This window comes from Kitasatospora sp. NPDC048540 (assembly GCF_040651175.1).
Classification (GTDB): Bacteria; Actinomycetota; Actinomycetes; order Streptomycetales; family Streptomycetaceae; genus Kitasatospora.
Genome location: NZ_JBEZIR010000030.1, coordinates 12,570 through 25,976, shown reverse-complemented (window position 1 = coordinate 25,976; position 13,407 = coordinate 12,570). Strand labels below are relative to the sequence as shown.

Annotated in this window: 12 protein-coding genes and 1 tRNA gene; 5 read left to right on the top strand and 8 right to left on the bottom strand. The window is 74.0% G+C overall.

The annotated features are described in order from the left end of the window. The first annotated feature begins 67 nt into the window (after nucleotides 1–67). Nucleotides 68–1,780: an FAD-dependent oxidoreductase gene (locus AB0D08_RS14660; RefSeq protein ID WP_359888785.1), complete on the top strand. Its 1,713-nt coding sequence runs from the start codon at nucleotides 68–70 to the stop codon at nucleotides 1,778–1,780. 58 nt (nucleotides 1,781–1,838) lie between these two features. Here AB0D08_RS14660 and AB0D08_RS14655 read toward each other — a convergent pair whose 3' ends face one another. The 4 genes from AB0D08_RS14655 to AB0D08_RS14640 form a co-directional block, all read right to left on the bottom strand. Then, entirely contained in the window at nucleotides 1,839–2,399 is a 561-nt protein-coding gene (locus AB0D08_RS14655; protein WP_359888782.1) for a hypothetical protein, read from the bottom strand. Nucleotides 2,400–3,369: 970 nt separating this feature from the next. Then, nucleotides 3,370–3,780 carry a hypothetical protein gene (locus tag AB0D08_RS14650; protein WP_359888779.1) on the bottom strand — a complete coding sequence of 137 codons (411 nt, stop codon included), beginning with the start codon at nucleotides 3,778–3,780 and terminating at the stop codon, nucleotides 3,370–3,372. 118 nt (nucleotides 3,781–3,898) lie between these two features. Next, nucleotides 3,899–4,579 (bottom strand): alpha/beta hydrolase, encoded by a 681-nt coding sequence (locus tag AB0D08_RS14645; protein ID WP_033825184.1) that lies wholly within the window; start codon nucleotides 4,577–4,579, stop codon nucleotides 3,899–3,901. A 401-nt stretch (nucleotides 4,580–4,980) separates the two neighbouring features. After that, nucleotides 4,981–5,075: transfer RNA gene (locus AB0D08_RS14640), tRNA-Cys, on the bottom strand. 141 nt (nucleotides 5,076–5,216) lie between these two features. Between AB0D08_RS14640 and AB0D08_RS14635 the strand changes: the two genes are divergently transcribed. The 3 genes from AB0D08_RS14635 (at nucleotide 5,217) to AB0D08_RS14625 (ending at nucleotide 8,295) form a co-directional block, all read left to right on the top strand. Continuing rightward, nucleotides 5,217–5,933: a DUF6193 family natural product biosynthesis protein gene (locus AB0D08_RS14635; protein ID WP_359888776.1), complete on the top strand. Its 717-nt coding sequence runs from the start codon at nucleotides 5,217–5,219 to the stop codon at nucleotides 5,931–5,933. Nucleotides 5,934–6,070: 137 nt separating this feature from the next. Then, nucleotides 6,071–6,826, top strand: a complete 756-nt coding sequence (locus AB0D08_RS14630; RefSeq protein ID WP_359888774.1) for an ATP-binding protein — start codon at nucleotides 6,071–6,073, stop codon at nucleotides 6,824–6,826. After that, nucleotides 6,826–8,295 carry a tetratricopeptide repeat protein gene (locus tag AB0D08_RS14625; protein WP_359888771.1) on the top strand — a complete coding sequence of 490 codons (1,470 nt, stop codon included), beginning with the start codon at nucleotides 6,826–6,828 and terminating at the stop codon, nucleotides 8,293–8,295. The genes AB0D08_RS14630 and AB0D08_RS14625 overlap by 1 nt, the downstream gene beginning before the upstream one ends. 40 nt (nucleotides 8,296–8,335) lie before the next feature. On the opposite strand, the gene AB0D08_RS14620 is transcribed toward AB0D08_RS14625, so the two are convergent. The 3 genes from AB0D08_RS14620 to AB0D08_RS14610 form a co-directional block, all read right to left on the bottom strand. Continuing rightward, entirely contained in the window at nucleotides 8,336–8,998 is a 663-nt protein-coding gene (locus tag AB0D08_RS14620) for a hypothetical protein (RefSeq protein WP_359888768.1), read from the bottom strand. Between the two features lie 481 nt (nucleotides 8,999–9,479). Beyond that, nucleotides 9,480–10,292 carry a DUF4253 domain-containing protein gene (locus tag AB0D08_RS14615; RefSeq protein ID WP_359888765.1) on the bottom strand — a complete coding sequence of 271 codons (813 nt, stop codon included), beginning with the start codon at nucleotides 10,290–10,292 and terminating at the stop codon, nucleotides 9,480–9,482. Between the two features lie 103 nt (nucleotides 10,293–10,395). Continuing rightward, nucleotides 10,396–11,364 (bottom strand): alpha/beta hydrolase, encoded by a 969-nt coding sequence (locus tag AB0D08_RS14610; RefSeq protein WP_033825185.1) that lies wholly within the window; start codon nucleotides 11,362–11,364, stop codon nucleotides 10,396–10,398. A gap of 178 nt (nucleotides 11,365–11,542) precedes the next feature. Between AB0D08_RS14610 and AB0D08_RS14605 the strand changes: the two genes are divergently transcribed. After that, nucleotides 11,543–12,004, top strand: coding sequence for a MarR family transcriptional regulator (locus AB0D08_RS14605; protein ID WP_359888912.1), 462 nt, complete (start codon nucleotides 11,543–11,545; stop codon nucleotides 12,002–12,004). 26 nt (nucleotides 12,005–12,030) lie between these two features. Here AB0D08_RS14605 and AB0D08_RS14600 read toward each other — a convergent pair whose 3' ends face one another. Then, nucleotides 12,031–13,365, bottom strand: a complete 1,335-nt coding sequence (locus AB0D08_RS14600; RefSeq protein ID WP_359888762.1) for a hypothetical protein — start codon at nucleotides 13,363–13,365, stop codon at nucleotides 12,031–12,033. Nucleotides 13,366–13,407 lie beyond the last annotated feature (42 nt).

Here is a 13,407-nt window from a genome sequence, read left to right as displayed (position 1 = left end):
CCGGCGGAGGATTCGGGACCAGGGGCGCACGCTCCCGCGCCGCCGCCCGGGTGAAAGAAGGCACCGCATGCACCGGTTCCACCGGAACGAGGCCGGTCGGACCGAGGCTGGCCGGAGCGGGAATCCGGCCTGGACCCCGGCGTCGCCGCTCTCCGCGGAGCAGTTGCGGCGGCTCGCGGCGCACGGGTCGGAACACCACGCCGCCGCGGACGAGGTGCTCTTCGCGGCGGGCGACGCGGCCTACGACTTCTTCGTCGTCCTCGAAGGCGCGGCGGACGTCGTGGAGCGGTTCGGCGAGCCGGACGAGCGCCTGATCGCGTCGTACGGGCCGGCTGAGTTCCTGGGCGAGCTCGACATGCTGACGGGCGAACGGGCGCGGTTCACCGGTGTGACGAGCGGCCCCGGCCGGGTGCTCCGGGTCCCGCTGGACCGGATCCGCACGCTGGTGTCCCAGGACGCCGACCTCAGTGAGCACATCCTGCGGACGTTCCTCGCGCGCCGGGCGAACCTGGTGCGCAAGGGTGCCGGGCTGACGCTGATCGGCTCGCGGTACGACGAGCGGTGCCGGGCGCTCATGCTGGCGTTCTCGGCCAACCGGATGGGCGTGACCTGGATCGATCTGGAGGAGCAGCCCGACGCCGAGGCGCTGTTGCGGGAGCTGCGGGTGCCCGTGGCGGACCTTCCGATCGTGCTGGTGCCCGGCCGGCCGCTGCTGCGCAATCCGCTGCCGGCCGATGTCGCCGCCGAGTTCGGGGAGCCGCCGGCCGGCGCGGGTGACGACGGCGGCCGGGACTCCTGTGACCTGCTGGTGGTCGGCGGCGGCCCGGGCGGACTGGCGGCGGCGGTGTACGGGGCGTCGGAGGGGCTGCGGACCGTGCTCCTCGATGCGGCCGCGTTCGGCGGGCAGGCGGGCACGTCGTCGAGGATCGAGAACTACCTCGGGTTCCCGGCCGGGCTCTCCGGCGCCGAGCTGGCCGCCCGCGGGGTGATCCAGGCGGCGAAGTTCGGGGTCGGTCTGCACCGCAACGCCCGCGCCACCGCTTTCGCGAGCGACCGGGGCCTGCACACCGTCACCTGCGAGGACGGACGGTCGTTCAGCGCGCGTGACGTCATCGTCGCCACCGGGGCCCGCTACCGGCGGCTTACCGTCCCCGGCGTCGAGGCCTGGGAGGGCAACGGAGTCCACTACGCGGCCACGGTCGCCGAGGCCGCGAACGCGGCCGGGCGGCCGGTCGCGGTGATCGGCGGCGCGAACTCGGCGGGCCAGGCGGCCGTGTTCCTGGCCCGGACCTCCGATCCGGTGCACCTGCTGGTCCGCGGCGAGGACCTCGAGCACTCCATGTCGCGGTACCTGATCGACGCCATCGCCTCGAACCCGAGGATCCGGGTACGGCTGCGCACGGAAGCCGTCGGCCTCACGGCGGACTCCGCGATCACCGGCCTGGAGGTCGTCGACCGTGCCACGGGCCGGCGCTCCGCGCTTGCGGTCGCCGCGGTCTTCGTGTTCATCGGGGCGACCCCTTGCACGGACTGGCTGGACGGCCAACTGTCCACGGATGAAAAGGGTTTCGTCCTGGCCGGGCACGACCTGGACACCGGCCTGACGGACCGTCGCGCACCGCTGCCGTTCGAGACGAGCGTCCCCGGTGTGTTCTGCGTCGGCGACGTGCGGAGCGGAAGCGTCAAGCGCGTCGCGACGGCAGTCGGTGAGGGCTCCGCGGCGGTCCGGCTGGTCTTCGACCGACGCCGGGCCGACGGGACGGGACTCCTGTGCCCGTAGCCGTTCGTCCGGCGCTGTACGGCGGCAGCGGTCCGATCCGGCGCTCTCCTGTCGTCGCTCAGTACCCGGCGAGCCAGCCGACCTTGCGGAGAGTCGGGACCAGCCGGGTGAGGACGTACGCGAGGACGGGGGTGTAGGTGTCGTCGACGTCGAAGTGAATCTCGTGCTCACCCCGACCGGGCTCGCCGGAGAGGGGATCGAGCGGGGAAGCCAGGCGGACACCCGCGGCACCGAGAAGCTGCGCGAACCAGGCCGCGTTGCAGGCGGTGACGAGCTCCTGAACGGTGAGGGACCGTCGTCGGCGCGGCCGATCCCGGCCGTCCTCCGGGACGGCGAGGTAGGCCAGGATCCGGCGCCGGTCGGCGTTCACCGGATGGATGCCGGCCCGCTCGCGATTGAACAGCTGGGTGAGACGGGCCGGCATCTCCGGGAGCGTCTCGGTGCGGTGCAGGACGACATCGCGCTCCCCGTTGGTCCATGACGTGTCGCGGATGACGAGCGAGGGCCGACCGGGTATCTCCAGATCCCAGCACGTCACCGAGCCCGCGCTCGTCTCACCACTGCAAGTTCGACCTTCGACGAAGAGTTGATCTGGGTGTTCCGCGAGCGTGAAGACCATGGGCAGACGGCCATCTCCGGGTTGCTGGTCGCTGATCGCTGTGAGGTGGTTGATCGTACTGCGCAGGCCCTAACCACCAACCCCGCTCCCGGAACACGGTCGGAAGAGGTCAGGATCGAGATCAGAACCGACGCTTCGAGCGCCATAACGCTCTTGCTTCGCTCGCCTGCAGCCTGACCTGCGGACGGGACCGCGGCGCCGACGGCAGCCGGCCTCTATGACCTACCGGGCCAGGAACCTCACGATCGCGCGTCTCAGCGCGGGCGGCACATCGGCCAACTCCGAGACGATCAGGCAGACCTCCCACCGGAGTTCGGGGAACTCGTCCCAGATCCCCGTGGATACGAGCGGCGGCCCCGGGGCGGGCTCAGGGGTGGACGGCGCGGACGTGGGCGGCGGAGAGGTGGAGTTCGTACGGCAGGCAGCAGTCGGAGGAGAGGGTCGCGACGAGGGTTCCGCAGGCGCACAGCTGGTTCATACCGCCGTCCGGGGTCGCGCCCGCAGCAGGCGGCCGAGGCGTGCCTCAGTTCCAGGCCGCGGGCGTCGTCCGGGTTGATGACGATGTTGCCTCGCGGGCCCTGCGACACCAGCGGCTCGCCGTCGGCGTTCCAGCGGCCGCCGTGGCGTGGCATCACCGGCCCGGGTACCTCGGCGACCACCAGGGGCGCGCCGTACGGCTCCGTCTCGATCGCGTAGTGGCCGGACGGCACGGTCGAGGGCGAGGGGCCTGGTTCGTCGGCCTCCCACCAGGCGTAGTACGGCGCCTCGGGGACCGCCGGCATCCGTAGGAGCGGCCGCGTCAGCGGGGCGCCGCAGGTGGCGCAGCCGAACGCCAGCGGTCCGTCGGCCTGCCCGTGTTCCGGACCGCCGCCGTGCCCCCGCTCCCGCCGTTCGTCCATCCGGCGACAGTACGCGGCGCAGTCCCCCACCGCGCTGCCGCCCCCGCCCGGGACCGGGCCGGCGGCGGGATCTACCGGGCGAGGCCCGCCTCGCGGTCCGCGGCCGCGATCTGGTCGTGGAAGCGCCGGTGGACCCAGCGGCGCTCGCCGAGGATCTGCAGCTGCCCCCATCGGCCGGTGACCGGGCCGAGCCGGGTGTGGCGCGGCATCGTGCCCGCGAGCCGCCGCGGGCTCGCGCCGCCGGACAGCTTGCTGCTCTCCAGTACGTAGATGGCGTCCCGGGTGACCGCCACACAGCGGTAGGTGTTCCGGAAGATCGTCAGGCCGGTGAGGTAGGTGACGACGAAGAACCAGAAGTTCGGCGCGCTCTGGCAGATGAACGCCTGCCGGATCTCGCTTCCTGCGGGCAGGAACGGTGCCGAGCGCCGCACCAGGTCCGGCCGCGGTTGTGCGTCGCGCCGCCCGCTCTCCCCCGTGGTCATACCGTCGTACGTTCCCAGCCGCACAGCTCCGTACGCGCCAGACCGTCACGGGGCGACGGCAACCTGGCGGCCGCCCGGCGGCGGGGCGGGCGGGGCCCGCCCCGGCCGGTGCCGCGTCCTACAGGGACTTCGCGGCGTCGCGGATCACGTCGAGGACGAAGTCCGGGTGGGACAGCATCGGGACGTGGCTGCTGTCGACGTCGTAGGTCTTCGCGCCCATCCGCTCGGCCGCGAAACGCTCGAGATCGGGGTTCACCGTGCGGTCGTTGTTGGCGACGATGTACCAGCTGGGCTTCGTGCGCCAGGCGGTACCCGGGACCTGCTGGTCGAACAGGTCCGCGACCGGCACCGCGCCCGTCGCCAGCACCAGCTTCTGCTCGGCCTCCGGGAGGTCCCCGCAGAAGTCCGGGACACCCGAGGCCTTCAGCCACAACCGCCCGTCCGCGACCTCGAGGTGCTGGAAGACCGGGGTGGGGGCGAACTGCGCCTGGTGCTGCTGCGAGGTCTCGTCCTCGTCCGGGCCGAGCGCCGCGATGTACACCAGCGCGCCGACCCGGTCGTGGGTGCCCGCCTTGGTGATCAGCGTTCCGCCGTACGAGTGGCCGACGAGCACGATCGGCCCGGGGACGTGGTTGAGCGTGAAGTTCACGCACGCGACGTCGCTCTCCAGGGAGTTGAGGCCGTGCTGCGAGGCGAAGACCTCGTGCCCCTCGGCCTGGAGCGTCGGGATGAGCTTGCCGAAGCACGACCCGTCGGCCCAGAGTCCGTGAGCGAATACGATGCCGGGCTTGCCCGCCATGATGGTTCCTCCTCCGTGAAGACCTGCACGTTGCGCAGCGTCTGCTCTCCCCCCGGAGGCCGGGATCGGCCCGACGCCGATCGTCCCCCAGCTCGCGCCCTGCGGGCCGACGGCGCGCCCCAAGGCCGGGAGATACCCGCACCCGTTCGGCGGCGCCGAGATGCGGGACCGGGCGGAGGGTGGCGGGGTTCGCGGTGACGCGTCGCCAGGTTCTTGGCGGTCTGAGGGGGCGTCGGTGGTGACAAGGAGGTCCACGGCCTCACGCCGACCGGTCACGGCGGGCTGAGCTCCCTCGGGAATGTGATCGCGGCGCCTCGGGCCGCGGCGCTTGCGTGGCCCGCTACCTGCTCGGCTGGCACCGCGTCCGGCAGCGGTGGCAGGCCCCGGCCGGACTGCATGGGCGGAGAGGGCAGGATTCGAACCTGCGCGGGCCCCGGAGGACCCTGCTCGGCCGTTGCCGGCCAGGCACCCGATGAACCGCTCCGGGCACCTCTCCCAGTCCCGGGATCCCCTTTCCTCGAAGCTCCCTGACGTGTCTTCAGCCTCCACCACCCGCCTGACCGCACGCTGACCCCCCACTGATCCGCACTGGCCCCCCCGCCCGAACGGACGCCCTACCTCACGGCACACTGGGCGGATGACCTCCTCCTCGCTGCCCCTCCCCACCCCGCCGGAGACCGCCACCAGTCTCGCGGACGCGCTGCGCCGCGCGGCCGCCCGGCTGGGCCTCGACCTCCCCGCGCCGGAGGAGAACTGGGAGCGCAGGGCGGAGTACGGCGCCGCCGGGGACCGCCGCGTGATCGTGCGCGACCTCCAGGACGAGCGTGGCTACTGGGTGCACTGTCGTCTGCGGGACGCCTGGCTCGCCTCCGGAGCCGCTCCGGACCTGGACGCCGTGGTCAGGTGCGCAGCCGCCTGGTCGAGCGGGGCCGGCCTCGAGGCGACCCGGGCCGCTGCCCCGTTCATCGGGTTCGGGGAGTGGGCCCTCGCCCACGAGCGCGAGCCGCTCGACCCGGTCGAGCTGGCGTGGTGGCACCTGATCGACTCGGTCCGCCGGTCCCCGTTCGCGTGGGACCGCGGCCCGCACGCCCTCGGTCGCCTCGCGCTCCTGGAGGCGGCGCACGCCCGGCCGGAACTCCGTCGGCTCAGGCCGGTCACCAGCCACTACATCCTCTGGTTCTCCTCCAGCACCGAGCTCCCGTACGTCCGGGTCGGGTACTCGATCGAGCCGCTCCGCGACGGGCGGTACCTCGTACGGGACCGGGGCGAGGCCGTCGCCCACACCGGCACTCCCGAGGAAGCGGTCGCTCTCGCGGTGGCTTCGCTCCCCCAGGGCACCGGCCCGGCCCGCTGACCCTCCCCCACAGCGCGTCACGCCGAACGCCGGGGCGCGGCAAGCCGAGTGCCGGAGTGCGGCGAAACGGGGCGGAGTGTCGGTGTCCCCGCCTAGCGTGGGGTGCTCGGGCGGGAAGTCGGGGCTGAGGGGTGGGGATGGGCAACCACATCAGTGGCGGGGTGTTCTTCGGGACGGTGATCCAGGGGCAGCGGATCCAGCTCACGCTGCCGCGGGAAATCACGCCCGCGCTGAGCGGGCTGCCGGACCGGACCCCGTCGTTCGCCGGGCGTGAGGAAGAACTGGCGCGGATCGTCGGGGAGTTGGAAGACCACCCGGTGGTGACGATCGTCGGTATGCCCGGGGTCGGGAAGACCGAGCTGGCGGTCCAGGCCGCCTGGCGGGCGTGGAAGGACGAGGGCCGGTTCCCCGGCGGCGTGCTGATCATCGATCTGCAGGGCTACAACGACCGGCTGCGGCTCCCGGTCGAGCGGGCACTCACCCAGCTGCTGGGCGCGCTCGGCGTGCCGGACGACGACCACCTGCCGAAGGACGCGCAGGGACTGACCAGGCTCTACCGCTCGGTGCTCGCCGCGTACGCCGAGCAGGAGCGCCGGCTGCTCGTCGTGGTGGACAACACCTCGGGCGAGGAGCAGGCCCGGCCGCTGCTGCCGACCGGCGGGTACCACGCCGCGCTGGTGACCTCGCGGCACAGCCTGGTGCTCGGCGAGGCCCGGACGGTGCTGCGCCCGCTGCCGGCGGATGCGGCCGTCGAGCTGGTGCGGCGAGTGCTCGGCGAGGCCGACGGGCGGTCCTCGGGGACCGCGTCTCGGCCGAGCGGATCGCCGATCTGTGCGGCCACCTGCCGCTCGCGCTGTGGATCTCGGCGGCCCTGCTGGCCGACCTCCCCGTGATGCCGCTGGCCGCGTTCGCCGTCCAGCTGGCCGAGGCGCACCACCGGCTCGACACGCTGTCCCGGGAGGACCGTACCGTCCGTGCCGCCTTCGACCTCTCGTACCAGCGGCTCCGGCCCGAACAGGCGAGGCTGTTCCGGCTGTTGGCGCTCAACGCCGGGCCGGACGTCTCCACCGAGGCGGCCGGCCGGCTGGCGGACGCGGTGGCGGACCGGTGGCTGGAGTCGCTGGCCCGGGCGCACCTGATCGAGGCTCCGCGGTGGGGCCGCTGGCGCTTCCACGACCTGGTGCGCATCTACGCGGAGGAGCTGGCCGCGGCCGACGCGGGCGAGGACCTCGCCGAGGCGGAGCAGCGGCTCAACGCCTACTACGTGGAGACGGCCGCGGCGGCCGCGCTCAACCTCAACGACCTCGTCGCGCTGAGCAACGACGGTCCGCTGTCCCGGTACGTGGGCAGCCTGGACGGCGGGATCGCCTGGCTGGACGACGAGTACGCCAATCTGCTGGCCACCACCGTGCGGGCGCAGGCCGCCGGGCACCAGGGGCTCTCGGCCGTCATGCCCACCGTGGTGGGCGGCTACCTGCGGCTGCGGCGGGTCCTGCCGCAGTGGACCGCGATACTGCAGCGGTCGGTGTCGGACAGTGCGGCGCTCGGTGACGCGGAGCTGACCGGGGTGGTCCTCGACCTCCTCGGTCTCGCCCTCCAGGAGGAGGGCCGCCTGGCGGAGGCGGAGGCCGCGGCGCGGCGGGCAGCGAAGTGCTTCCGGAAGGCGCGGGAGAAGTTCCGGGAGAACGTCGCGCTGGGGCATCTCGGCAGGGCGCTCGCCCGTCAGGGCCGCTACGAGGAGGCCGTCGAGATCCTCCGGCCGGCCGTGGACCGCCTGGCCGGCGAGGGCGGGAGGATGCCCAGCCGGGCGCACGCGCTGAAGGACCTCGGCGAGGTGCTGCTGCAGTTGGGGCGGTACCAGGAGGCCGCCGAGTTCAGTGCGGAGGCCGCGAACTGCTTCTGGCAGCCGATCGGGGACGAGATCTCGGAGGCGGAGGCCCGGCTGACCGAGGGCACGGCGCTGCTCGCGCTCGGCGATCCGCTGATGAGTACGGTGGCGTTCCAGCGGGCTGGCGAGCTGTTCCGCCCGCCCGAGATCCTGGTGGGGCTGGCCGCCACGCTGAACGGCTACGGCTGCGCGCTGTGGCAGCTCGGCCACCGGGACCGGGCGGTCGAGCTGCTGCGCGAGGCGGTCGGCCTCGCGGAGGAGGCGGGCGATGCCGGTCTGCGGGCCGATGTCGTCGGCAACCTGGCCGAGGCGTACACGGTCCTCGGCCTGACGGATGAGGCGGCACGGCTGGCCCCGCCGCACCCGCCGCACCCCGCGCCCGCCCTTCCGCGACCGCCCGGGGCCCCGGCGTCCGCTCCTGCCGAGGGCACCGGTTGGTGGCGCCGCCGCGGGTGGCCTTCCCGCCGCCGCTGAGCGGAACGCCCTCGGTGCCGCGGCGCGGGCGGTTCGGCCGTCAGCGGCCGAGTGCTCGGCGGAGCGTCAGTCCGTGGTGGTGGCGCAGTCGGCGCAGCTCCCACCAGGACAGGGCCGTGACGGTGACGGGCGCCCCGAGGATGAACGCCATCCGGGCGCCCGCCGGGACCTGGGGGTAGGCACCCGTGGTCAGGTCGAGCAGCGCCATCTCCCACACCAGGACCCCGGCGAGGACCGGCGGCACCACCTCGTGGATGTCGGCGGTACGGAAGACGTGGACGAGCGAGAGGCCGATGCCGTAGAGGGCGAAGCAGACCGACCACGCGAACAGGACCCCGATGGCGATCTTCCCGGGCAGCCCGACGGCGTCCCGCAGCCCGGCCAGTTCCGGTGCCATCGCGAGGGCGGAGGTGCCCATGGAGCCCATGATGGCCGCCACCGCGCCGATCGGGCGCAGGACGCGTCGCAGGTAGACCCGCCGAAGCCCGCCCCGCGCGGCCGCCACGAAGGCGCCGACCACCACGGGGAAGGTGCAGACCAGAACCAGGACGCTGGTCCAGCTCTGGTCGAGGCGGTCGTCCGCCGCGGCTTTGACGTCGTCCGCGCTGACGACGGCGTTGTAGGTGACCATGAGGCCGACCCATGCGGCGACCCCGAGCACGGTCCGCCACAGCTGGAGCCTGCGGACCGCCGGGTCGTCCACGACGCCGGGGCGTGAGGGACGGAAGGCCTGCCGGGCGGCGTAGAACGGGTTGCGGATGCCCCGCAGGATCTTCCTCGCCCGTGACGGCTCGACAGGCGGCGGCGGAACCGGAGGACCCGGCGGGCCCGGTGGATAGGGCTGCGCGTACGGGTACCCCTGCGGCGGGACCGGCGGTCCGTACGGGTGGCCGTGCGGCGGTCCGTACCCGGGCGGCGGAGGGTACGGCGTCCCAGGCGGCGGAGCGTACCCGGGCCCCGGCGGTGGGACCGCGGCGCCGGGGCCGGGCCACCCCGCCGGTGGCCGGGCGCCGCCCGCGCCACCTCCCTGATCGCCGTAACCGCCGTACCCGCCCCCGCCGTAGCCGCTCACGCCGCGTACCCCCGCTGTCCTGCACCGTCGATGCCACGCATGGTAGTCGGACGCGAACCGACGGCGCGCGGATCCGCCGCCTCCGCCGCCCGATCGGGTTCTTGATCCTCGGTCAGTCCCACCAGAACGACCACTGGTGGGAGCCCACCAGCTGTTCGGCGTAGGCGGTGAGGGTGCCGGTGCCCTGGAGGACCAGGTCAGGGCAGAAGGCGGTGTGCTCGGCGGCCACCGGGAGCGCGTCGGCGAGCGTGGCGGGCGGCACCGGAACGCTCAACTGCAGGGTGTCGAAGCCGACTTCGACCACCTGGGCGCCGAACCGGCGCTCCCAGTCGGCGAGCACGGCGGCGATCTTCCCGGTGTCGCCCTCATGGTTGAGCGGGCCGCCCCATCCGCACACGGCCAGCGCGTGCGCACCGCTGCGGGCCGGGATCAGGCCGAGCCGGACCTCCTTGACGGACTGCAGCACATCGGCCAGACCACGCGCCTCGGCGTCCGCCGCGCCGTCGGGCACGACCACGGCGGGGGCGGCACCGGGCCAGGCCGGGCCGTAGGGGGCCAGGGCGTCGGCGTGCTCGGACTCGTCCCGGTAGCCCTCGTCGTCGTCCTCCCCTCCCCCCTCCCACCAGGTGCGCAGCAGGGCGGCCGGGTCGTAGAGGTCGGGCTCGGAGGCGTAGCCGGGGTCCAGTTCGCCGGACAGCCAGGGGCGGAACTCGGGACCGGCCTCCAGCGGCTCGAGCAGCAGCGGCCACAGGCCGGTCTCCGGGTGCGCGCGGTGCAGTTGCGCCCACAGTCCGGGGGTGGCGGGAGCGTCGCTGATCCACAGCAGCGGCTCCGGATCGTCTGCGTCCGCGCCGACAAGGCGTCCGGGCGGCAGGGGGACGGGCAGTACCGCGAGGGCGCGGGCGAGGTCCAGGGGCTGGGTCATGCGAGCACGGTAGGGGCGGGGTCCGACAGCGGGTGGCCGTACGGCGGGGGCCGCTCCCCGCGGGTGCCCGGCGCTCGGGGCACCCGCGGGGAGCAGCCGGGGCTCAGGCGGTGCCGAGCGCGCCGCGCAGGACGTTGACGGCCTGGGTGATGGCGGCCTCGGCGGCCTGGGTGCCGCGCAGGGCGTTGAGCATCACGAAGTCGTGGATGATGCCCTGGTAGCGGGTGGCGATGACCGGGACGCCGGCGGCGCGGAGGTTGGCGGCGTAGGCCTCGCCCTCGTCACGCAGGACGTCGGCCTCGGCGGTGATGACGAGGGCGGGGGGCAGGCCGGTGAGCTGCTCGGTGGTGGCGCGCAGCGGGCTGGCGGTGATCCGGGCGCGCTGGTCGGGGTCGGTGGTGTACTGGTCCCAGAACCACTGCATGGCGTCGCGGCGCAGGAAGTAGCCCTCGGCGAACTGGTGGTAGGACGGCGTGTCGAAGGCGGCGTCGGTGACCGGGTAGAACAGCACCTGCTGGACGAGCGGGACGTCGCCGCGTTCCTTGGCCATCAGGGTGAGTGCGGCGGTCATGTTGCCGCCGACGCTGTCCCCGGCGACGGCGATGCGGCCGGCGTCCAGGCCGTTGGCGGCGCCGTCGGTGACGATCCAGCGGGCGACGGCGTAGTTCTGCTCGATGGCGACCGGGTAGCGGGCCTCGGGCGACAGGTCGTACTCGGGGAAGACGACGGCCGCGCGGGCGCCGGTGGCGAGTTCGCGGACCAGGCGGTCGTGGGTGTGGGCGTTGCCGAAGACCCAGCCGGCGCCGTGGATGTAGATGATCACGGGCAGGGTTCCGGTGGCGCCGGCCGGCTTGACGATGCGGGCGCGGACGCTGCCGGTCGGGCCGCCGGGGACGGTGATCCACTCCTCGTCGACGGCGGGCTTGCCGCTCTCGCCGGACTGGACCTCGTCGACGGCCTTGCGGCCCTCGGCCGGCGGGATCTGGAACAGGTAGGGCGGGTTGGCGGTGGCTGCGGCGAACTCGGCCGCGGCGGTCTCCAGGACCGGGGTGGCGGGGGTGTGGTCGGACATGACGGTCTCCATCCTCCGGGCGGTGCGGGCCGGTTGCCCACGGCCAGAAGACTATGGCGCGATTACATTGTGCGCAAGGTACTTGCGCGCGTTGAAATCGTGCCACCGGTGGTCTACCCTCGGGGGCGTGCACCGGCGCGAACGCGCACGGCGCCCGCGCCGCGAGGAGGAGGACCCGATGAACGGCCAGGAGAGCACCCCCGAGCCGCAGTTCTCACCCCTCGTCGACGACCAGCTCTGCTTCGCCCTGTACGCGGCCTCCCGGGCCGTGACCGCCCGCTACCGGCCACTCCTGGAGCCGCTCGGGCTGACCTACCCGCAGTACCTGGTGCTGCTGGTGCTGTGGCAGGACGACACCGTCCCGATCAAGGACATCGGCTCCGCACTGCAACTGGACTACGGGACGCTCACCCCGCTGATCAAGCGCCTGGAGAGCGCCGGCCTGGTCCGCCGCGAACGCCGGCCCGACGACGAACGCACCGTCCTGGTCAGCCTCACCGGCCAGGGCCGCGACCTGCACACCCGGGCCCGGGGCATCCCGGCGGCGATGGGTGCGGCCATGGGCCTGACACCCACCCAGTTCGCCCAGGCCCGCACCCTGCTCCGGCAGCTGACCGTCAACGTCGCCGACCCCGCGTAGGCGGCACCCCCGCCGGATGTGCGGGGTCAGCGCCCCCGGGCGAGGTCGACCAGCCGGTGCATCCGCTCCGGCGGCAGTGCCGGGTTGGCCGCGGCCGCGAACGCACCGCCCGGCAGGGCGAGCCTGCGCAGCAGTTCACCTGCGGGCAGCCGCGGATCCCGGACCGCCCACATCCCCACCTCCGGGTCGTCGGCAAGGCGCAGCGGCAGCTCCGGTCCGGCCGCCGGGTCGTCCAGCGCGGCGTGGCGCAGCCGGGGGTTGGGGTCGTCCGCGAACCGGGCCAGGCCCGGCCGGGGGAAGTTGGGATGGTGGCGCAGGGCCGACCAGTTCCGGTCCTGCGCGGTGGCGTACAGCTCGACCAGCAGGTCGTGCGGCGCGTCCGGAGAGTGCTCACAGAGGTAGCGCCGCACCCAGGGGTCCTCGTCCGCGGCCAGCTGTGTCACCACGTCCGCGGGCAGGTGCGGCCGACAGGCGAGCGCCCTGCGCAGTCCCACGTGCGGCGACGCCGCGATCCGCCGCGCCGCGGCCGGGTCCTTCGCCCGCTCCTCGACCCAGGAGGGCCATGGTCCGTGGCCCTCCACGGTGTACGCGATCGAGGCCCGCTGCTCCTCGGTCAGGTCCTCCCGCATCGACAGCGCGAGTCTGACCTCGTTCTCCGGGTCCTCGACGAGCCGCAGCGCCAGCGCTGGCGGCACCTCGGGATCGCCGACCGCCTCCTTCCGGACGTACCCGTCCGGGTGGGTCAGCCGTTCCTCGGCGGTGAGCGCCGGCGGCGGGTCGTCGGCACGGAGCAGTGCGGCGATCTTCTCGCGCACCTGCGGAGCGGGGTCGCCGAGCAGCCGCTCCCGTACGGGCCGCGGCAGGCGCTCCCAGAGCTGCGGCCGCAGCACGGCGGCCCGAACACCCGGGTCCTCGTCCGCCAGGAACCGGTCCTCGAGGGTGAGGGGAAGATCCCGGTAGCTGCTGATCATCCGTCTGACCTTCGGGTCGGGGTCCGCCGCCAGGACCTCCACCACCCCCGCCGGGACCCGGCGTCCGAAGTCGGTCAGCAGCGCCGCGTAGACGAACCGCACCCGGGGCTCGGCGTCGTGTGCGAGCCGCGCCAGCTCGTCGACGTCGGCGGTCGGGTTCTCGGCGACGTGCAGCCGGTGTTCCATCCGGGCCGCGGCCGCGGCGACGGCGGTCGACCCGGCGTCCAGCTCACGCCACCGCACCGGCGACATCGGCAACTCCCCGAACTCCAGGAGCCGTTGCAGCACCGGCGCCGGCAGGCCCGGATTGCACGCCAGCCCGCGCAGCCAGGCTGCGGCCACGCCTTCTTCCGATGCGGCCCGCTGCAAGGCCTCGTCCACCCCGTCCACCTGGCCATTCTCCCCCGTGGAGAGCGGTCCACGGGCGGGGAT

What these genes read in the sequence shown, in the direction of transcription:
- AB0D08_RS14625 (WP_359888771.1), top strand. Translation starts at nt 6,826, where the DNA reads ATGCCGCTGGCCGCGTTCGCCGTCCAGCTGGCCGAGGCGCACCACCGG.
- AB0D08_RS14630 (WP_359888774.1), top strand. Translation starts at nt 6,071, where the DNA reads ATGGGCAACCACATCAGTGGCGGGGTGTTCTTCGGGACGGTGATCCAG.
- AB0D08_RS14605 (WP_359888912.1), top strand. Translation starts at nt 11,543, where the DNA reads ATGAACGGCCAGGAGAGCACCCCCGAGCCGCAGTTCTCACCCCTCGTC.
- AB0D08_RS14645 (WP_033825184.1), bottom strand. Translation starts at nt 4,579, where the DNA reads ATGGCGGGCAAGCCCGGCATCGTATTCGCTCACGGACTCTGGGCCGAC.
- AB0D08_RS14615 (WP_359888765.1), bottom strand. Translation starts at nt 10,292, where the DNA reads ATGACCCAGCCCCTGGACCTCGCCCGCGCCCTCGCGGTACTGCCCGTC.
- AB0D08_RS14655 (WP_359888782.1), bottom strand. Translation starts at nt 2,399, where the DNA reads ATGGTCTTCACGCTCGCGGAACACCCAGATCAACTCTTCGTCGAAGGT.
- AB0D08_RS14660 (WP_359888785.1), top strand. Translation starts at nt 68, where the DNA reads ATGCACCGGTTCCACCGGAACGAGGCCGGTCGGACCGAGGCTGGCCGG.
- AB0D08_RS14650 (WP_359888779.1), bottom strand. Translation starts at nt 3,780, where the DNA reads ATGACCACGGGGGAGAGCGGGCGGCGCGACGCACAACCGCGGCCGGAC.
- AB0D08_RS14635 (WP_359888776.1), top strand. Translation starts at nt 5,217, where the DNA reads ATGACCTCCTCCTCGCTGCCCCTCCCCACCCCGCCGGAGACCGCCACC.
- AB0D08_RS14610 (WP_033825185.1), bottom strand. Translation starts at nt 11,364, where the DNA reads ATGTCCGACCACACCCCCGCCACCCCGGTCCTGGAGACCGCCGCGGCC.